Below are 20,292 nucleotides of genomic sequence, written 5' to 3' on the forward strand. Positions count from 1 at the left end.
CACTGATATCAAAACAAACGAGAAGCGTGACGCGAGAATGAAACGACACTTCGCGGCTCGCTGAAATGAGGGCCTTGAAGTGGTTGATCAGAGAAACGACATTGCGCGCGTGAGGATCCCCCGTTGCCGCTCGCTGGCGCTGGCCGCCTGCTGGATTACCGCCGGCAGCGCCGCGTGGGCACAAGGCACGAAGCCGGAACCGGCGCCTGCCGGCGATACCCGGGACGTCGTCGTCACCGTTCAGGACGTCGTCGTCACGACCGGCACGCGTGAAAGCGCGCGCAAAGTGCGCGATGCCGCCGCCCCGGTGGAAGTGATCAGCGGCGACGCATTGCGGCGCACCGGGCAGGGCAACCTGCGCGACGCACTCGTCCAGCTCTCGCCGTCGATCGCGCGCCAGGCGATGCGCGGCGATGCGGGCAACCTGACCAGCGCGCTGACGCTGCACGGGCTGAGCCCCGATTACGTGCTGGTGCTCGTGAACGGCAAGCGCCGCCATTCGACCGCGAATGTGTCGCTGAACCGCGGGCCGCAGCAAGGATCGACCGGTGTCGACGTCGACCTGATCCCGGTCACGGCGATCGATCATGTCGAGATTCTCCGTGACGGCGCATCCGCGCAATACGGCTCGGATGCGATTGCCGGCGTGATCAACGTCATCCTCAAGTCGAATTACCAGGGTGGCGAGGTGTCGAACACGACCGGCCAGACCTATCAGGGCGACGGCCTCGCGCAAAACAATGCGGCCACCATCGGGCTGAGGCTCGGCGATGCCGGTTATGTCGACCTGAGCGCCGAATACAACCGGCAGAATCATACGGTGCGAACCGGCGCCGATCCGCGAACCGGCCGGAACGACAACCTGATTCTCGGGTCGCCTGCCAGCACGCGGGAATCGGTCGCCTTCAACGCGGGTTACCTGCTCGAAGGCGGCGCGAAGCTGTACGGCTTCGGTACGTATGCCCACCGGAGCGGCGGCAGCTACCAGAATTACCGGTTGCCGTCGGTCCTGCCCGCGCTCTATCCGAACGGCTTCACGCCGCAGGAAACGATCAACGAAAACGACTTTTCGCTGACCGCGGGCGTGAAAGGCGACCGGCTGCTCGGCTGGGCATGGGACATCAGTTCGACCTACGGCCGTGACAACATCGGCATCGGCATGGTCAATTCGGCGAACACGAGCCTGTTCGCCGCAACCGGATCGACGCCGACCGGCTTCCGCCTGTCGACCTTCACGAACACGCAGTGGACCAACAACCTGGACCTGTCGCGTGCATTCCACCTGCCGCTGCTGCCCGCCCCGCTCAACGTGTCGGTCGGCGCCGAGCATCGCCACGAAAGCTACACGGTCGGCGCCGGCGATCCCGCGTCGACCTACGGTGCGGGCAGCCAGGCGTTGCCGGGCCTGTCGCCGCTCAGTGCGCTGTCGAAATCGCGCGAGGTACTCGGCACCTACATCGATCTCGCCACCCGGCTCGCGCCGAACTGGCAGGTGGATCTCGCGGGGCGCTTCGAGCATTACAACGACGTGGGCAGCACGACCAACGGCAAGGTCTCGACGCGTTACGACATCACGCCGCGCATCGCGGTCCGCGGAAGCGTCGGCACCGGCTTTCGCGCGCCGTCGCTCGCGCAGCAGTACTTCACGAACCTGAACATCTCGCCGCTTTCCGCCTACGGGCAACTGGCCCCGAACTCGCAGGCCGCACGCAACCTCGGCGCGACGCCGCTCAAGCCCGAGAAGTCGACCAACTTCGATATCGGGCTCGTGCTCAACCCGCTGCCGAACCTGAACGTGACGATCGACGCGTACCAGATCAACATCCGCGACCGGATCGTGCAGGGCGGCACCTATAGCGGACAGGCCGCGATCGATGCGCTGACGCAGGCCGGCATCACGTTGCCGGCGGGCTTGCCGTCGGTGACGGCGAACTATTTCACGAACGGCGTGAATACGCGCACGCGCGGCCTCGACATCCTGGCCACGTATCACAGCAACTTCGCGAGGTGGGGGAGCGTCGACTGGGATCTCGGCATCAACTTCAACACGACGAGCGTGACGAGCGTGGGCCGCGACACCAACGGCAACACGCTGTTGAACGCGCAGCAGGTCGGCTACATCACGTCGTCGACGCCGAAGAACAAGATCATCGTCGGCGGCACCTGGCACCGTGACAAATGGGCGCTCAGCCTGCATGAAACGCGTTACGGCACGACCTCCGGCGAAGAGAGCTACTGGAGCGGCCCGAATGCATTTTCGACGACGCGCTTCGCGCATTTCACGAACGCGGCACGATACGTCACCGACGTCGAGCTGCGCTACGCGATGACACGCAAGTTCGAAATCGCGGTGGGCGCGAACAACCTGTTCAACGTGTACCCGAGCAAGCTGCCGTCCGAGAACCAGTTCCTGGGCACGCAGTACGACATCGTGTCGTCGCCGATCGGCATCAACGGCGGCTTCTATTACCTGCGCGCCCGCTACCTGCTCTGATGCGCGCGGCTCCCTTACTTCCTTCACTCCTTCATTCCATCACGCCATGAACCGACCGGCAGAGGTTGACCATGCAGTGATCGACGTCGACGAAACGTCGCTGTGCGCCGATCACATTCTCGATTTGTGCAGAGGCAATGCGCTCGCGATACGCATTCGTGCGTTCACGCCGCCGGCGGTCGTCCGGCGAGCGGAGGAGCAGCTGTTCGCCCATCCCGACCGGGGCGCGCTGGGTCACGCAGCCGAATTTACGCGGCTCGGCATCGCGTACGCGGAGGTGCGATCCGAAGAGGTGCGGCAGGCGTATCACCGGCATGCGCGCGCCAACATCGAGCGCGTTCGGACGTTGTTCGGCGAGCTGGCGTCGCCGGTCGACCGGTTCCGCACGCTGCTCGACGACGCGTGGCCCGAAGGGGCACGGCTGCTGAGTGTGGACGGGAGCAAGTGCTTCGTCGGCGTGTGCCGCTACCTGACGCCCGGCGTGGATCTCGAGCCGCACATCGACAACCTGGAATGGACGCTGCCGGCGGGCACCGGATGGGCGCTGCAGTATCAGCTGTCGGCCAACATCTATCTGCAGGTGCCGCCGCACGGCGGCGAGCTGGAACTCTGGCGCGTCGCACCCGATGCGCGCGAATACGAAGCGCTCAAGGGCGATCGCCACTACGGGATCAGCCGCGAGCAGGTGGGCGCGCCCGACCTGGTGATCAAGCCGGAGGTGGGCGACCTGATCTTCCTGAATCCGCGTTTCATCCACGCGGTTCGCCCCGTCCGGGGCACCGACCGGGTCACGTTGAGTGCCTTCGTCGGCATCAAATCCGTTACCGAACCCTTAGTTTACTGGAGCTGACCATGTACAAGGTTTCATTGCAGGCACAAGGAAAATTTCAGGCACACGAGTACGTCGGCAAGACGGCACTGCTGCTGATCAGCGTCGGCAAGGAATATCACGAAGGCGAAAAGCTGGCGGCGACCGTCGACAAGATCAACGTGGCGGGGTTCGGGCAATGCGTGATCGGCGTGGCCGATACGCTGCAGCGCCACAACTATGCGACCGGCTCCGCGCGCAGCAACTATCAGAAAAGCCGCGACCGCGGCGACGCGTGGCTGCGGGACCACGAGGGAACCCTCGCGAAACTGTCGATGCGGCGCGAGATCCTGCGATGGGATGACCTGCTGCGCCGCGACGACTATTCGCAGTACTACCATCTGATCACGAACGAGTACTACTCGAATCCAGAATACCGTTACGCGATCAACGACACCATCGGCGTGTTCGCGGAGCGGAACGGGCTCGTGCAGGGCACCCGAGAACACGAGGACGCGTTCTATCGCTCGCTCTTCTACATTCTCGAGGAATGCCCGATCATCATGCCGATGTGGGCGCGGGACGGCATCGATTTCATCATCTACCCGAAGCAGATGACCGCCGCGATGAGCAAGACCCGCGAGATTTTCGTGCAGAACGGGAGCGATGCCCGCGCCAACTGGCTGGCGGTCAAGTTCAAGAAAAAATCGCAGTCGCACGCAGACGAGGAAACCGAGGCACTGGCGCATGACTAATTCATCGAGCAAGGTTCGGAAATACGTCGGGCTGACCGGCATCTGTATCGCGAGCTTCCTGGGATGTATCGATCTCACGGTCGTCAACACGATTCTTCCGGCGATCGGCCGCGACTTTTCGATCCCGATCCAGACGACGCAGTGGATCACGTCCATCTTCATGGTCGCGCTGTCCGCGTTCATGGTGCCGGTTGCGACGCTGGCCGACAACCTGGGCCGCAAGAAGCTGCTGATCGTCGGCCTCGTGATCTTCGGCGCGGCTTCGTTGCTGGCCGGTATCGCGCATCAGTTCTGGCTGCTGGTCGGGTTCCGCTTCCTGCAGGGCATCGGCTGCGCGATCCTGTACACGGTATCGGGCGCGATCGTCAGCTATACGTTCGACGAGAACGAACAGGGCAAGGCGCTGGGGATCCTGTTCGGCGCCAACGGCGTCGGGCTGGCGCTCGGCCCGATCATCGGCGGCCTGTTCGCCGGCGCGCTCGACTGGCACGACGCGTTCCTGATCAACATTCCGTTCATCGCGATCAGCCTGGTGCTCTGCGCCTGGGCGATACCGGAGTTCAAGGCGCAGGCGCACAAGCGCATCGACGTGACGGGGTGCCTGCTGCTGGTCGTCGGCCTGACCACGCTCGTCAGCTATCTGTCCGTCGACGGCGGCGGGCTCAATCTCTGGTTGCTGCCGGTGTCGCTCGTCGCGCTGGCGCTGTTCGTCTGGCATGAGTTGCGCACGCGCGACCCGATCGTCGAGTTTCATTTCTTCCGCGAACCGAGGTTCCTGTCCGCGCTGCTCGCGACGTTCTTTCTCGCGTTCTTCTACTGCATCGTGCTGCTCACCCTGCCGATCTTCTTTTCGACCCAGCTTCACAAGAGCGACATCACCATCGGGCTGTATCTGCTGCCGGCGACCATCACGTTCTCCATCGCGTCGTCCTGGATCGGCGGCCGCAGCGAACGGCTCGGCCCGTCGCGGGTGATCGTGACCGGCCTGTCGCTGTTCGTCGTCGCGTCGGTTCTGCTGTCGATCGTCGCGGGGCAGCCTGACGCCGCCTGGTTCGTCGTGCCGCTGCTGCTGTTCGGCATCGGCTGGGGCGCGATACTCGGGCCGTCGACGCTGGTGGCGCTGGGTGCGTTGCCGCGCGAAAAGGCGGCCGTGGCGATGGGCACGTCGTGGACCGTGCACAACGTGGGCGGCGCGAGCGGCATTGCGTTCGCCATCTTCCTGATGCGGCAGGTCGACGATTTCCGGCATGGCTACCAGACGCTGATGCTGGCGCTCGCGGCCATCATCCTCGCCGCCGGCGCGCTGTACCACGTGCTGTCGCGCGAGTCGGTGGCGGTGGCCATCGACTGACCGGCCGCCGGAGTCGCATCGCTCGCGGATCGTCGCGCGAACGGGTTCCCATCAATAGCAGGCGGATGTCCGGGCGGTTGCCGGGCATCCGTCGTCTTGCCCGACAGGCGCGCGGCCTGGCTCGCACGGGGCGCGGCTCGCGCATGCGTCCTTTCGAGACAACGTCGACCTGACGCCGCGGGCGATTCCCGTGCGGCGTCCATGCGACCCGGGTTGACGTGAAATCGGGCACGGTGCCCGAAACGTGGCAGGTACCTCGTCGAGCCGGAACGATCTGCATTTCGAAAATGAATTCGGATATCTAAATAGATACCGTTTAATGAATACGCGCGGCCAGGCCGGCGATTGTGGGCGGGAAAATAGATGAAGCAAAGCGTGGTGAGGGGGATTGCCGCAGCGTGGTTCTGCGCGTCCACGGCGGTACCGGGAGCGTCCGCATGGGCGCAGTCGCAGCCGGCACCCGACGCGCCGGCGTCGGCAGTGGCCGTGCCCGCGGCGCCGGCGTTGCCGGCATCGAGCGCGCACGACGCGCTGACGGTCAAGCGTTTCGAAGTGACGGGGTCGTTGATCCGCAGCGCGGACAAGGTCGGCTTCAACCAGGTCCAGACGATCACGGCGAAGGACATCGTGAACAGCGGCCATACGACGGTCGCGGACTATCTGCGCAGCGTGACGGCCAATTCATCGAGCAGCTGGGGGGACGGCTCGACCGCGACGGCCAACTTCGCGGTCGGCGGATCGGGGATCGCGTTGCGCGGGCTGAGCGAAAAATACACGCTGGTACTCATCGATGGCCAGCGCGCCGCCCCGTATGCGTACGCGGCCAACGGCACCGATCAGTTCTTCGACCTGAACACGCTGCCGCTCAACATCATCGACCGGATCGAGATCGTCAAGACGGGCGCGGTGTCGCAGTACGGCTCCGATGCCGTCGCCGGTGTCGTGAACATCATCACGAAGAAGAACTATCGGGGCCTGGAGCTGACCGGCAGCTACGGCGGCGCGACGAACGGCGGCGGCGGCGCGGGCACGACCCGGTTCGGCTTGCTGGGCGGCTTCGGCGACATCAACGCGGATCGCTTCAACGTGACGGCGGCGCTCAGCTACTACAAGAACAACGGCGTGCTCGCTTCCGACCGGAACATGACCGAGAACCAGAATTTCTCGAACTATCCCGGCGGCCTGTCCAACCAGTCGACGTCGTACTGGGCGAGGGCGAACGGCAACGTGCCGCTCGACCCCTGTGCGTATGGCGGCAAGGTCGCACCCGGCAACGCGAATTCCCAATCGTTCGGCGCCGGCGGCACGATCTGCCAGCGCAACACGGCAGGCGCGTCGTCGCTTTCGCCGTGGACCGAGCGCCTGAGCGCGAAGCTGCACGGCGAGTTCAGGATCGACGACGCGATGCAGGCGTTCGCCGATCTGTGGGAGAGCAACAACACGACGGTCGCGAACCGGGGCGTCGGCCGCCTGACGACCAGCACGCAGACCTACGATCCGGCGACGGGCAGCGTAGCGCTGGTATCGAACGTCGTGCCGGCCGGTAATCCCTACAATCCGTTCGGCGTGCCGACGCAGTTGCGCTATGCGTTTCCGGCGTCGCAGTCGGTGCATGTCAGTTCGAACTACTGGCGCGCCGCGACGGGCGTGAAGGGAACGTTCGCGGTGCCGTCCGCGGGCGACTGGGACTGGAGCGCGTCGTATGCGCATTCGCAGGACACGGTCTCGCAGAACTATTCGAACCAGATGAGCGCCAGCGCGCTGACGAACATCATCCGGAACGGCACGTTCGATTTCTCCAACCCGTCCGCGACGCCGAACGGACTGAACGGCCTTTACCAGAGCACGTCGAACCAGGCGATCACGAAGCTCGACGTGCTGGATGCGACGCTGTCGAGCCCGAACCTGTTCAGGCTGCCGACGGGCAACGTGGGCCTCGGGCTCGGCGCGCAGTTCATGCACCAGAGCCAGTACATCGGCACGGGAGCGGGCTGGGCGAGCGGCCAGCTGACGTCGCCGTCGATCCAGTCCGTCGACGGCGAGCGCAACGTCGCGGCCGTCTACTATCAGCTCGACATCCCGCTGCTGAAGACGCTGACGTTCAGCCAGTCGGGCCGCTACGATCACTACAGCGATTTCGGCGGCGCGTTTTCGCCGCGGTTCGCGCTGCGTTTTCAGCCAGTGCGGGAACTCACGTTGTACGGTTCGTACAATCGCGGCTTCCGTGCGCCGACGCTGATCGAGAACACGTCGTCGCGGACGTTCGGCTCGCAAGGCGTGGTGGATGCGCGAGATCCGAACAATCCGGGTTCGTACAACATCGTCGAGGAAATTCGTGCGGGCAATCGCGGCCTGCAGCCCGAGCGCACGAAGAACTATAACGTCGGCTTCCAGTTTTCGCCGACGCGTACCACCGATATCGGTTTCGACTGGTACAAGATTCATATCGACAACGTGATCGGCACGGATGACGTGCAGGTCGTGGTCAATCAGAACGATCCTTCACAGGTGGTTCGCAATGCCAACGGCAGCATCGCCTATGTCACGCTGCCGTATCGCAATCTGTCGTCGCTGGACACCGACGGCTTCGAGGCAACGTTCCGCCAGACGGTCGCGACGAAAATCGGTACCTTCACGTTGTCCGGCGATTGGGCGTACATGTGGCACTTCAAGATGCCGGTTGGCGGCGTGGAAAGGGATTACGCGGGCAACAACGGCGCACTTCACCAGCCGTTCGGCGGCAGCTCGCCGCGCTGGAAAGGGAACACCGACCTGAGCTGGAACCATCACCAGTGGAACGCGACCCTGAGCTGGCTCTATGTCGGCCCTTACGCGCAGGCCATTCTCGCGCCGGGCACGTACCCGGGCATGGCGGATGGCGTTGCGTCGTACAGCCAGTTCAACCTGATGATCGGCTATACGGGATTCAAGCACTGGACGCTGTACGCGGGGATCGACAACCTCTTCAATCGCAAGCCGCCGTTCGATCCGGTATGGATGGCGGGGCCGACCGGCTACGATTCGTCGCTCTATACGTACGTCGGGCGATTTGCGCAGTTGGGGGCGACGTACCGGTTCTGAGGGTCGTTGCGTTTGCCTTTGAACGGCAGCGCGCCGACGCTCACGCGCCGCGCGGCGGCTTGCCGCCACCGGTCATGCTGCCGAGCCGCTTTCGATCAGCCCGGCGGCGCGACGGATGCGCCGGTGATGCCATGCCGTCGCAGCGCATCCGCGACGAAGCCCGACGCCTTCATCTCCTCGACGAACGCGTTCAGTGCCGCCGCGGCGGCTTCGCCGCGACGCTTCGGCACGCCCATTGCCTGCCGGATCACCATGAACCGTTCGTCGAGCAGGCGCAGGCCGGGCGTTTTCGCCGCATCGGCTTCGAGTTGCTGCTTCACGCCCGCCGCGACTTCCAGCTGCTGGTCGACGAAGGTCTGCACGACGGCTTGCGACGTCGGTGCACGCACGATCTGCGCGGCCTTCAGCTCGCGTGTGAGGAACAGGTCGTACGCGCTGCCCTTGCCGACGGTCACGCGGTTGTGAGGCTGGTCGACGTCCGCGTTCGTGCGGATCGGCGACGCGTCGCGCACGAGATAGAACCCCTCGATCAGCACGTACGGCGCCGTGAACGCGACCGTTTCGCCGCGCAGCGGATCGACCGCGAAGAAACCGAAATCGGCACGCTCGTCGGTCAGCGCCTGCACCGATTGGGCCGCGGTGTCGAACACCACGAGTTCCAGCTCGGCCGACAGGCGTTCGGCGAACGCGCGTGCGAGGTCGATCGACACGCCGAACGGTTCGCCGGTTTCCGGGTCGCGGTTCGCGAGGATCGGGTTGCCGAGATTGATCGACGCGCGCAGCTTGCCGGTAGGCGTGAACGCGGAGAGGACGGATGGGGCGAGAGGCATGGGTGGCTCGTTGCGGTCGTAGGGGCAGGGTTCCGGGCGTGTCGATGCGAGTCGAAGCACGACAGCGCGCCGGCATCGAGCTTATCACCCGGCTTTCGTGACGGGGCAGCATCGAGCGATTCAACGGCCTCGCGTGGTCTACGCCGATCGCGGCCACGATTCCGAGCGGCATCGGCGAGTCCTGCGCAATCGCGGTATCCGGCCGGTGATCGCGAAGCGCCGGGCCGGACACGGCAGCGGACTCGGCAAGTATCGTTGGATGGTCGAACGCACTCACTCCTGGCCCCACGGTTTTCGTCGCCTACGCACTTGCTTCGAGCGACGGGCTGACATTCACGAAGCATTCCTGAAACTCGGTTGCCCGCCTGTCTGTTGGAATATCTTCAGGCGTATCGATCACGTGACGAGTCTCGAACTTGACTTCAAAGTCGGTAACCATGTCGCGAGTACACAATGGGTCGTTATCGAACCGACCAACATACACCCCTCCCACGATTCCTTCTGTAGTTACCGGCATGCGTTCTTTTCGTTTCTCTCCCGATCCGCTGTCCGAATACGAAAGATGAACTTCACGATGTCGCCCGGAACGAGGGACTCGCGTCGCTGACGCTCGGGTAACCAGAAGGTGGCGGGGTGCGCCAAAGCGATCGGCTCGGCATCATCCAGTTCCCACCCGTCCCGATCAATCTCTGCAAGCGACATCGTTTTCTCCGGTTTTTTTCGAGGGCTCTTGGCATGGCCTGCGATTCTTTTCTTCGCAGCGGCTCACAGTTCAGGACAGTGCGGCGTGGCAGGCGCGTTGCGTCCGTACGAGATAGGTGCGCACGACGGCCGGCTCGAGCCCGAGCGAGCGTGCCGCCTGTTCGATGCGGAACCCGCGCACGCGACACAGAAAGTATGCCTCGCGGCAAACGGCCGGAAGGCCATCCAGCGGTTGTGCCAGCGGGGCCAATCGACGACGGCGGTGGGCGTCGGGACGCATCGGCCGGGGCCGGGCAGGACGGGCGATCGAGAATCATTTGCTATTGCTGCCGCAAGTGAGCTATCCGGTTCAGGGAGCCAAACAAACGCAAAGAAGCGCGTCACACGCGTCTTATCCCTTCGTCGGGAAAACGAAAGTCACGATAACGATTCTCAACATTCTTCAAGCCGGCGACGCACCGGCTCCCATGCGTGTGGCGCGTGCCGGAAGCCGTGGCCCTCGCGTGTGCCATCCCGGACGATCAAACCTAATCGAACGGCCATCTGGATCCCCGCGTGCATGCGATTCAACCCCTGCTGGATGAGGCAGGTGAGCGGCACATTGTCCGATCGTAAACCGTCCGTCCTGAAATTTGCGTCCAATGACATCGAGAAGCGCGTGCGGACCGAGGTCGAGGTGATCGTGCATCGATTCACCTGGTTTGACGAACAGTGTTCCGGGGGCACGGCGTTGCATCCCTGTGATGGTCGAAGCACCATGGTGTTTGCAAGCTTGAGAGAAAGAACCGTCGGCGCAAGGAGTCGATGGCTGAATCGAGTCACGGGCCGGGGGTAGACAACGACTCGCCGAACCTCAGCGATGACCCTTGGCAATAGCTGACGTCACGATACTAAGTGGGGCAAACAGGAAGGAACAAGATCAAATCGGAACCGTGACTTTGTTAGCTGATTTGTGAAATTAACTTTGTCGACGAGATTAATATTATCAACCTGCAAAGCAAAGGGTATCGATAATGAATTGCAATGTGAAAAATCTTCAAATCACAATGGTGCGATCGTTGGCGATTATGACGGTGAAGCGTTAGGGTTATGGCGCTGCAATTCCCAGACGTTTGTTTATGCAGCTGTATGTGAGTGCGGTGCGACCAATCGTCGTACGGGTGATCATTACGACGCGCCACATCGAGACACGAAAAATTCACTATCCGGTCGTGAGAATGGAGCGATGATGATGCGCCGCGACTAGACACGCGCGAGCAAGCGTTGTCGCACTTTCGAAGAAAAATTCTAAAACGAACCTGAGAGAACAATGGTACTTAGACCATCCGCGCCGGGGGAGTTTAAATATCGCGAGCTTTATAACGCGATCCATCGGGGCTTATTGCAGAACAACCGGCTGTTGCGACTGGACACGCCGCTCGGCCAAAACGCGCTGATCCCGCTGCGCGCGCGTGGTTCGGCGCGGATTGGCCGCGACTACCATTGGACGATCGATGTCGCGTCCCTGCGCGACGATACGGCGCTGCTCTCGCTGATGCATCAGTCAGTGACGCTTTGGTTGCAACAGCCCGGTGCCCCTTTCGCCGACGCGGTCTATCGGCCGATCCACGGCTTTGTACACAAAGTCGGCTACCTCGGCGGGGACGGTGGGCTGTCGACATACCAGCTCGGGTTTTCCTCGGCGCTGGTATTCCTGGGCGGCACCCGCAACGACGAAGGCTGGACCGAACAAAGTGCGCAGGAAATCGTTTCCGAGATCCTGAATCGCTATCCGCAACTGCATGGCAACTTCCGCTTCGACCTGAATCGCGAACCGGCAGTGCGCTCGTGGTGCCGCCAGAGTGAGACGGATCTGCACTTTTTCCATCGGCTGCTCGAAGACGAGGGCTGGTATTGCTACTGGGTCCACGATCCGGTCCGTAACGGCGAGACGCCCAAGACCACACTGGTGATCGTCGACCGGGCTGCCGCGCTGCAGGATCCGAAGGCAGCCGATTTTGTTCGCGATGCCGGGGACGGTGAAGTAGTGAGCGGGTTTGCGCATTGGGCGGCCATGCAGACGATGCAGAGCTTGCGATACGAATCGAGCTCGTTCGACTACAAGCGCCCGACCGCTCGCTTTGAAGTGGCCAGTGCGCTCCAGTCGGTCGGCTACGCGGCCGACGACGGTCGCCATCAGGCGGAGCAACAATCGATACCGGCTGCACCGATGACGGTCTATGAGCCGACCGCTTACGGTTATCCCGATGAGACCAGTGGCGAAGCGCGTGCACGCAGGCGTGTACAGGGCTGGGATGCGCGAGCGCGCCGATACTTCGGGGTTGGAGGGTTGCGTTGGCTCGATGCGGGATCGCGCTTCGTCCTGAACGACCATCCACGCCATCCGGAACACGACAGCGATGCGCGGACCTTCCTGGTGGTCGAAGCGCGCTGGTTCATCGAGAACAATGTGCCGATCGGCCAGCCGCTGGCGGAATTTCCGCTGAGTCTGCGCGCGACACTGGATGAACAACAGGCAGCCCACGGCGCACGCTTCTCGACTCCGGGTCATGGCGAGGACGGAACAACCGGCTTTTACGTGATTGAGGTCGAAGCGCAGGACGCGCGCCTGGAGTATCGCAGCCCCTTCGAGCATCCGAAGCCCGCGATGCCGATCGAGCATGCTCTGGTGGTCACGCAGGAAGGATTCGAAGCGTGGTCGAACGAACGCAATCAGGTCCGTGTCCATTTCGCATGGGACAGGAAGAATCCGCCGGGTGCGTTCAATGCCTCGCCCCTGCTTTCGTCGATGCAGGCGGATACCGGGAACGGCTACGGTGGGGTGCATGTTCCCCGCGCGGGCGAATGGGTGCTCGTCGGCTACTGGGGAAACGACTGTGACAAACCCTTCATCTTGGGCCGCGCCAGCGGTGGCACGACACCCGCGCCCTGGCACACCAATGTGCTGCTGTCGGGGTTTCAGTCGCAGGGCTTCGGCAAAACCGGAGCGTATAACGCATTCATCCACGACGACGCCACGAACCAGGGCGGCACGCGACTGATCAGCTACACGGGGCAGAGCTATGCAGCGCTGACCCAGGGTTACCTGATCCAGCAGGACGGCAATACGCGTGGCCGCTATCTGGGGCAGGGGTTCGTGCTGCACGCCGACGAATACGGAGCGGTCCGTGCGAGCAAGGGGCTGTCGATCAGCACGCATCGGAAAGCCTACGACGACGAACAGATGAGTGTCGGAGAAGCCCGTACGCAATTGCAGAAAGCCGGGATGCTGGCGGAATCGCTGTCGAGCGCCAGCACGACAGCACAAGCCGAATCGTTGCAAGCCGGTCAGGACGCGCTCAACGCGCTGGCCAAGGACGCGGAGCACGCGGTGTCGGGCCGAAATTCGGGCGGGGTTACTGCCGGCGGCGGTACCGGCAACGCCAACGGATTCGCGAAACCGGTGATCGTCATCGCGACACCCGCGGACTTTGCCGCTATCGCCGATCATTCGGCCCACGTGGTGGCCGACAAGGAAGTCAACGTGATCAGTGGCGAGAACACGCATCTGGGAAGCGGGAAGTCACTGATCGTTGCGGCCGCAGAAAAGATCAGCCTGTTCGTTCACAAGGCCGGCATGAAGCTGTTTGCTGCGAAAGGGAAGGTCGAGATCTCGGCCCACACCGACGACGTGCGCGTGAACGCCGGGAAAGAAGTGAACGTGAAAGCCAAGCGCATCGTGCTCGATGCCGACGAGATCTGGATCAAGGCCGGCGGATCGTACACGCAGTGGTCGGCGTCCGGGATCGAGGACGGCACGCAGGCCGGCCGCACGATCAAGTCGGCGTCCTTCAGTCGGCAGGGGCCGAGCTCGGTGGCCCAGCGAATGAACAGTATGCCGACGGCCAGGTTCAACGACCCGTACGTACTGCGTGATCGCATCACCGGCGAGGTGCTGAAAAACCATCCGTACGAGCTGATTCGTGGCGACGGGACAAAGTTGTCCGGGACGACGGACGAGCTGGGGCAGATCACCGAGCAGAAGAGCGAGGATATCGAGAAGCTGGCGGTACGCGCATTACGGCGCCGGCCGAGCGGTCCTGCTGAGTGAATTCGACAACCGACACGCGAAATAGAACAACGACGATGACTGACAACACGAACGATTCCGCCGGCGGTTCGCCGTTCAGCGATAGTGCAGAACAGGATGTCGTGCGGGTGACCAGCCGCACCGACAAGGACGGCGCGTCGGTCGGGCACTTCACGTTGACGCCGGCGAGCGATACGCGGCAAAAGGAGTTGCTGTGCGACGTCCGTCCGATCATGCCGGTGATCTTTCTGCCGGGCGTGATGGGCTCCCCATTGGTCAACAAGGAGACCGGGGACCCGATCTTTTTCCCACCGAACACGGACGGCATGTTGGGTGACTTTGGGGCGCTGCCGGCGCTGCTCGGCATGTGGTTCAAGGGCGCATCCACGCGAGAGACGCGATACGACCCGACCAAGGCAGTCGTGACACCGCTCGGACCTGTTCGTGCGGGCAAGGTCCAGAAGGACGATAGCGAAGACCAGTATGTCGACGAAGCCGAGGCACTCCGACGTGGCTGGGGCTCGGTCTACCGGTCGAGCTACCAGCCGATGCTGGCTTGGCTCGAGGAGCAGCTCAACGAGCCCCGATGCATGGGGAAGAACAAAGGCGCGTGGATCGAGACCGATCCTGACGGCAAGGACTGGACGCTCAAGCCCTTGTTGGGCACCGAGCCCGCCGACTATGGTGCGACGGGCGTGGGTGAGCAAGGCCGGGGGCAGGCGATCACCGAAGACTCGGAAGTCTTCAAACGATTCCTGAAGTACCGCTACCGGGTGTATGCGATCGGCTACAACTGGCTGCAGTCGAATGAACAGTCGGCGAAGGACGTGATCGAGGGATTGACGTTCACGGACAAGAAGAGCGGCAAGAAAGCGCGGCTGATGGGGATCAACGAGATCATCGCCGAGAACGACAGCGGCAAGGCGATCATTCTCACCCACTCGATGGGCGGCCTGGTCGCCCGTATGGCTGTCGCGATGCACGGTGCCGAGGGCCTGATGCACGGCGTATTCCACAACGTGCTGCCGGCGACCGGCGCACCGATCGCGGCAAAACGATTTCGCACGGGTGGCGGCAATGAGGGGTTGCTGAACGGGTTCATCAACGGTGCGCTGCTCGGCAGCAACGCGGACGAATTTGTTGCAGTGGCGGCGAATGCGCCTGGCCCGCTGGAACTGCTGCCGATGCCGGACTACCACAACGGAAAGGCGTGGTGGATATTCTCGCAGCTGAACGGTACCCCGGTAATGACGTTGCCCAAGAATGGTGACGCCTATAACGACATCTTTACAAATTCGAAGTGGTATGGCTTGGTTCCGGAGCAATCAACTTCGTTGCTCGACCCGGCCGGGATCATCCAAAAGCGGCTCGACAGCCAGCCTATCAAAACAACCGTGTTCGAGAATTTTTCGAAAACGATGCTCTCTGTTGTGCGAAATCAAGGAAAAATAATAGATAAATATCATGGTAAAACATACATATCATATGGGGACGGTGCGCTGACGTCCAAGGATTCTGGAGTTCAGAGCGACGATAGCAATAAGAACAAGATCGAGAAAGGAAAGAATCTGGACGACCTATTGGCATGGGGAACGGTCATCTGGAAAGGTGATGTGCCGCCTGGCGTGACGGAGGATGAGTTGAAATCCGCCCGTTTCCTGAGCGACTCGCACCGTGGAACGGTACGGGTGCATCTGGACACACGCAATGTTACCGTCGAGTTCGAAGTGCAAAAAAAGCCGGTGCTGCCGAACGGAAGCAAAGAGCCGGATCCGGAAAAGAACGGCATTGTCCCGGGCGACGGAACTGTTCCGGTTTGGTCTGCTGAAGCGCCAGCACATAGCGCAAGTGGCGGCGCAGCGGAAGGGATACAAATGATATTCGACCAAGGGGGCTATGTGCACCAGGAGAGCTACAACCATCCATGGGCACGATGGGCGCTACTTTATAGTATCGTCCAGATTGCACAAGACACACCGGAGCCGAAAACTTGAAACGAATTCTCCGTATTGTACTTTTGATTGCAGGCCTGTCGACCTGCGCATTGACATTTGCGAACGAGCTGAGCATGACGAATCCATTACTTCTCAAGCCGCGCCCGTGGTGCATCGGGCGTTTTGTATTTGATCGGCCAGTGGCGAGTGAAATTACAAATCAGCGATATGCGTATTGGGGGAATAAGATTGAGACGCAGTACAGCGTTTCTCCTGCTGAATACCGTGTCAAAGTTGATGTAGCGGAAAAGAAATATCGTACGGAAAGACGGTTCGATCCTTCAAATCCAAAAAGTCAATCAGGTCCCGTTTGGCTCGAGAGAGAGATATCGCCAACAAAAAATTCAAGAGTTTTTGCTTATCAAGAAGGTATCGCAAAAGCTGCAAAATTGCCTTTTGGTGTAGATGGATATCTATACGAAAACAACTCCTTGTTTCATGCGACGGGGTCAATTGGTTCCGGTGGTTTGGACAAATTTGAGCCTGTTTATACCGATCTTTTCCGTCGCATCAAAGCGCGCGATAACTGGTCGGTGCCGACGGAATCGGGATTCTGCTTCGACGGTGGCTTCGTTTCAGGGTCGTCGAAGTATACGGAGGAAGTCAGCCAGTCGTTTGCGCTGATGCCGGGACGGCCGGCGTTGCTGGTGATCGAGATGCGGGATGCCGTCGACGTCGACCAGAAAGAGTCGTTGACCAAAACACTGCCTGCATTGCGCGCGAAGATGGACCAGATATCGAGCGGGAGCTACCGGATCTTGCGACAAGGAAAGCGGACAGTGGCCGGTATGGACGCCGAGGAAGTGCTGTTCGCGTTGAAGGAAGGCGAAGTTACATCTTATCGGTTCTACCTGCTTGCGCCGGGCGATCCGAGCACCTTGGCGAAGCCGCATACGGCCATTCAATTGCTGCTCGGCGCGAGCAGCCCGAACTTGTCGCCTGAAGAGGCGACGTCGCCGGTCGACGAGGCAGGCGCGCTGCAAACCTGGGAGACGTTGTTGAACAGCCTGCACCTGCGGCCGGGCGCGGTCTAAACGGGGCCGCCATGCGACGCTTCGACATCGTGAAAGGCGACACGACGACGGTGGGCGGCATCGTCCAGGGCGGGGACCATACGGATATGATCGGCGGCCGAGAACAAGCCTACGAGCATGATCCGGTCTGGTGTCCCGTCTGCAAGACGGTCGGAAAGATTTCAACCGATGGCCCGCGGATTTCCACGACCGGACCGGATGGTCGGCAGGCAGCGTTAAGCGACGATCTATGCGTGTGCGCATGCCCGACGCCGCCGAAACTCGTGGCGTCGCAATCGACGTCGTACATCGACGTCTAGAACAGGGAAACGGGATCTCGACGGGGTACGCTGGCCAGCTCGGACAATCTCTCAGGATGGCGACTCGCGTTCCGGCCACCAGGGCTGCGGTTGTCCACGATCGACCAGCAGCGCGTCGAGACCGTTGCCTTCGATCCACTTCGGCTTGGGGCCGTGGCCGGACCACGATTTGCCCGGCTTCGGGTCGCAATACTTTGCCGGCGCCCTGTGCGTTTTCTTCTGGCTGCCGATGCAGCCCAACGCGCTGAGGATTTCTTGCTGCGTAATTCCCCGTTGCTTTACCTGTTCCTGGAGGATCGAAAGCACGCTTTACTTTTCCGAACGCCGGCCCCACAGCGCTCATCGCTACCAACCTCCGGCCACGGTCCGTCGAGTCTGGCTGGATTCCGACAATATCGACGCGCGACTCACTGCCTGATTGGCTACAGAATCCCGCCGCAGGTCAAGGCTGGAATCGCTTTTTGCTTTGCGCCCGTGGCGGCTTCCGGTTTGCCGTGTCGTGCCGCGTCGCGGGCTTCCGGCCGGGCGCGGCGGGCCTTGATCCGTCCGGCAACCGCTAGAATTGCGGTTTTAGCCCGGAATACGTCCATGTCTTTTGCCTCGCTCGGCCTGATCGATCCCTTGCTGCGTAACCTGCAGGACCTCAATTACCAGGCTCCTACGCCGGTGCAGGCCAAGGCGATTCCTGCCGTGCTCGGCGGCAAGGACGTGATGGCCGGGGCCCAGACGGGCACCGGCAAGACGGCGGGTTTCGCGCTGCCGCTGTTGCAGCGGCTGGTGCAGCACGGCCCGGCGGTGTCCAGCAACCGCGCGCGCGTCCTGGTGCTGGTGCCCACGCGGGAACTCGCCGAACAGGTGCTGCAAAGCTTCATCGCGTACGGCAAGGGCCTCGACCTGCGATTCCTGGCCGCGTACGGCGGCGTGAGCATCAACCCGCAGATGATGAAGTTGCGCAAGGGCGTGGATGTGCTCGTGGCCACGCCGGGCCGGTTGCTGGATCTCAACCGCCAGAACGCGGTGCAGTTCGATCAGGTGCAAACGCTGGTGCTGGACGAAGCCGACCGCATGCTGGATCTCGGCTTCGCGCGCGAACTGAACGCCGTTTTTGCCGCGTTGCCCGCCCAGCGCCAGACGTTGCTGTTTTCGGCCACGTTCAGCGACGAGATCCGCGCGATGGCGGCGAGCATTCTGCGCGGCCCGGTCAACATCAGCGTCAGCCCGCCCAACGCCACGGCCAGCAAGATCAAGCAGTGGGTGGTGCCGGTGGACAAGCGCAACAAGCCCGACCTCTTCATGCACCTCGTGGCCGAGAACAAGTGGGAGCATGCGCTGGTGTTCGTCAAGACGCGCAACGGAGTGGATTACCTGGCGGCCATGCTGGACGAAGCGGGTTATGCGGTCGACACCATCCACGGCGACAAGCCGCAACCCGCGCGCTTGCGCGCGCTGGAGCGCTTCAAGACGGGCGAAGTCCAGATGCTGGTCGCCACCGACGTGGCGGCGCGCGGGCTCGATATCGACGATCTGCCGCTGGTGATCAACGTCGATCTGCCGATCGTCGCGCAAGACTACGTGCACCGGATCGGCCGTACCGGGCGCGCGGGCGCCAGCGGCGTCGCGGTGTCCCTGGTATGTGCCGACGAAGCGCCGCAACTGGCCGCGATCGAAGCGCTGATCCGGCAAACGCTGCGCCGTGAAGAAGAGCCGGGATTCGAGGCCGAACACCGCGTGCCGGAAACCAGCGCGACGGGTCAGATCATCAAGAAACCCAAAAAGCCGAAGAAGCCCAAAGTGCAGCACGCGGCGCCCGTCGCCAGGCCGGTGGCCGGTAAAAAGCCGCGCCCGCAAGCGCAAGGTGGGGAAAGCAGGCACAAGCCTGCGGCGGCGCACGCAAAGCCGGCCGGCAACGAACCGGATTACACCATCGGCAGCCCGTTCAGCGTGCAGAAACCGCGCGGCAAACCGGCCGGCAAGCCGGCTGCGGGATCGCGCAAACCCTCCGGCAAACCCGCCGGCAAACCCGCCGGCGGCCGTGGCAAGCGGCAGCCTTGACGTGTCGGGACGAGTCACGCCGGTCATTGAACCTGGCGGGCGGTTCGGGGCCCGCCGGCAGCGTCAAGGCGGTCGCATCGACGGGGTGAATCCGGCGTAACGCCAGGCCGTTCGCGTCGGCGATCTGGCAATATGCACCGACGGACTTCAGACACGGGCACCCCATGCACATCGCGATTCTGACCTTTCAGGGCTTCAACGAACTCGATTCCCTCATCGCACTGGGCGTGCTCAATCGCATCAAGAAGCCCGACTGGCGGGTCACGCTTTCATGCCCGGAGCATTTCGTCACATCGATGAACGGGGTGACCGTGCAGGCGCAGTCGACATTGGCCGACGCCTGCACGGCGGATGCCGTCATCGTCGGGAGCGGCATTCGAACCCGGGAAGTCGTCAACGACGCGACGCTGATGGAGCAGTTGAAACTCGATCCCGCCCGGCAACTGATCGGTGCCCAGTGTTCGGGCACGCTGGTTCTGGCCAGGCTCGGCTTCCTCGACAACGTCCCGGCCTGTACGGACCTCACGACCAAACCGTGGGTAGTCGAGGCGGGCGTCGAAGTCCTCAATCAGCCGTTCTTCGCGCGAGATAACGTCGCAACGGCTGGCGGCTGTTTTGCTTCGCAATACCTGGCCGCGTGGATCATCGCGCGCCTCGAGGGCGAGGAAGCCGCGCGCAGCGCGCTTCATTACGTTGCGCCGGTCGGGGAGAAGGATGAGTACGTTTCCCGTGCGCTGACGAACATCACGCCTTATCTGCCGTAATGCGATAAAAAATCGCACTGCGTTCATCGCATCATGCGGTGTTCGCGATGGCGGTTTCT

The 20,292-nt window shown here is 62.4% G+C and carries 14 protein-coding genes and 1 pseudogene; 12 read left to right on the plus strand and 3 right to left on the minus strand.

Annotated features, from left to right (window positions below; genetic code table 11):
• Positions 1-109 precede the first annotated feature (109 nt).
• From FOZ70_RS01275 to FOZ70_RS01295, 5 genes are all read left to right on the plus strand, one after another.
• Positions 110-2,494, plus strand: a complete 2,385-nt coding sequence (locus FOZ70_RS01275; protein WP_226193276.1) for a TonB-dependent receptor — start codon at positions 110-112, stop codon at positions 2,492-2,494.
• A 76-nt stretch (positions 2,495-2,570) separates the two neighbouring features.
• Positions 2,571-3,344, plus strand: a complete 774-nt coding sequence (locus FOZ70_RS01280) for a 2OG-Fe(II) oxygenase (RefSeq protein ID WP_346656377.1) — start codon at positions 2,571-2,573, stop codon at positions 3,342-3,344.
• Between the two features lie 2 nt (positions 3,345-3,346).
• Positions 3,347-4,057 carry a hypothetical protein gene (locus FOZ70_RS01285; protein WP_048027334.1) on the plus strand — a complete coding sequence of 237 codons (711 nt, stop codon included), beginning with the start codon at positions 3,347-3,349 and terminating at the stop codon, positions 4,055-4,057.
• A complete protein-coding gene (locus FOZ70_RS01290; protein ID WP_219704792.1) occupies positions 4,050-5,408 on the plus strand; it encodes an MFS transporter in 1,359 nt (452 codons plus the stop codon). Before FOZ70_RS01285 ends, FOZ70_RS01290 begins: the two co-directional genes overlap by 8 nt.
• Before the next feature lie 363 nt (positions 5,409-5,771).
• On the plus strand, positions 5,772-8,489 hold the full coding sequence (locus tag FOZ70_RS01295; RefSeq protein WP_219704793.1) for a TonB-dependent receptor: 2,718 nt from the start codon (positions 5,772-5,774) through the stop codon (positions 8,487-8,489).
• A 95-nt stretch (positions 8,490-8,584) separates the two neighbouring features.
• Here FOZ70_RS01295 and FOZ70_RS01300 read toward each other — a convergent pair whose 3' ends face one another.
• Complete coding sequence (locus FOZ70_RS01300; RefSeq protein WP_104766098.1) at positions 8,585-9,319, minus strand: ABC transporter substrate-binding protein; 735 nt, start codon at positions 9,317-9,319, stop codon at positions 8,585-8,587.
• A gap of 118 nt (positions 9,320-9,437) precedes the next feature.
• On the opposite strand from FOZ70_RS01300, the pseudogene FOZ70_RS01305 reads away from it, so the two are divergent.
• Positions 9,438-9,716: pseudogene (locus FOZ70_RS01305) on the plus strand (transposase); the annotation flags it as partial.
• 110 nt (positions 9,717-9,826) lie between these two features.
• Here FOZ70_RS01305 and FOZ70_RS01310 read toward each other — a convergent pair.
• Entirely contained in the window at positions 9,827-10,021 is a 195-nt protein-coding gene (locus FOZ70_RS01310) for a hypothetical protein (protein WP_219704886.1), read from the minus strand.
• A 1,309-nt stretch (positions 10,022-11,330) separates the two neighbouring features.
• Here FOZ70_RS01310 and vgrG point away from each other — a divergent pair.
• From vgrG to FOZ70_RS01335, 4 genes are read left to right on the plus strand one after another with little or no spacing between them, the layout of a single operon-like run.
• Complete coding sequence (gene vgrG / locus FOZ70_RS01320) at positions 11,331-14,111, plus strand: type VI secretion system tip protein VgrG (RefSeq protein ID WP_219704795.1); 2,781 nt, start codon at positions 11,331-11,333, stop codon at positions 14,109-14,111.
• Positions 14,112-14,146: 35 nt separating this feature from the next.
• Complete coding sequence (locus tag FOZ70_RS01325; RefSeq protein WP_219704796.1) at positions 14,147-16,084, plus strand: alpha/beta hydrolase; 1,938 nt, start codon at positions 14,147-14,149, stop codon at positions 16,082-16,084.
• Entirely contained in the window at positions 16,081-17,118 is a 1,038-nt protein-coding gene (locus FOZ70_RS01330) for a T6SS immunity protein Tli4 family protein (RefSeq protein WP_346656378.1), read from the plus strand. Before FOZ70_RS01325 ends, FOZ70_RS01330 begins: the two co-directional genes overlap by 4 nt.
• A gap of 11 nt (positions 17,119-17,129) precedes the next feature.
• Entirely contained in the window at positions 17,130-17,417 is a 288-nt protein-coding gene (locus FOZ70_RS01335) for a PAAR domain-containing protein (RefSeq protein WP_060088845.1), read from the plus strand.
• A gap of 51 nt (positions 17,418-17,468) precedes the next feature.
• Here FOZ70_RS01335 and FOZ70_RS01340 read toward each other — a convergent pair whose 3' ends face one another.
• Complete coding sequence (locus tag FOZ70_RS01340; protein ID WP_219704797.1) at positions 17,469-17,723, minus strand: H-NS histone family protein; 255 nt, start codon at positions 17,721-17,723, stop codon at positions 17,469-17,471.
• A 282-nt stretch (positions 17,724-18,005) separates the two neighbouring features.
• Between FOZ70_RS01340 and FOZ70_RS01345 the strand changes: the two genes are divergently transcribed.
• Both FOZ70_RS01345 and FOZ70_RS01350 read left to right on the plus strand, forming a co-directional pair.
• Complete coding sequence (locus tag FOZ70_RS01345; RefSeq protein WP_219704798.1) at positions 18,006-19,469, plus strand: DEAD/DEAH box helicase; 1,464 nt, start codon at positions 18,006-18,008, stop codon at positions 19,467-19,469.
• 164 nt (positions 19,470-19,633) lie between these two features.
• On the plus strand, positions 19,634-20,233 hold the full coding sequence (locus FOZ70_RS01350; RefSeq protein WP_059648688.1) for a DJ-1/PfpI family protein: 600 nt from the start codon (positions 19,634-19,636) through the stop codon (positions 20,231-20,233).
• Positions 20,234-20,292: the final 59 nt, after the last annotated feature.

The sequence above is a fragment of the Burkholderia sp. COPS genome (assembly GCF_019425585.1).
In the GTDB taxonomy this organism is placed as follows: domain Bacteria; phylum Pseudomonadota; class Gammaproteobacteria; order Burkholderiales; family Burkholderiaceae; genus Burkholderia; species Burkholderia cepacia.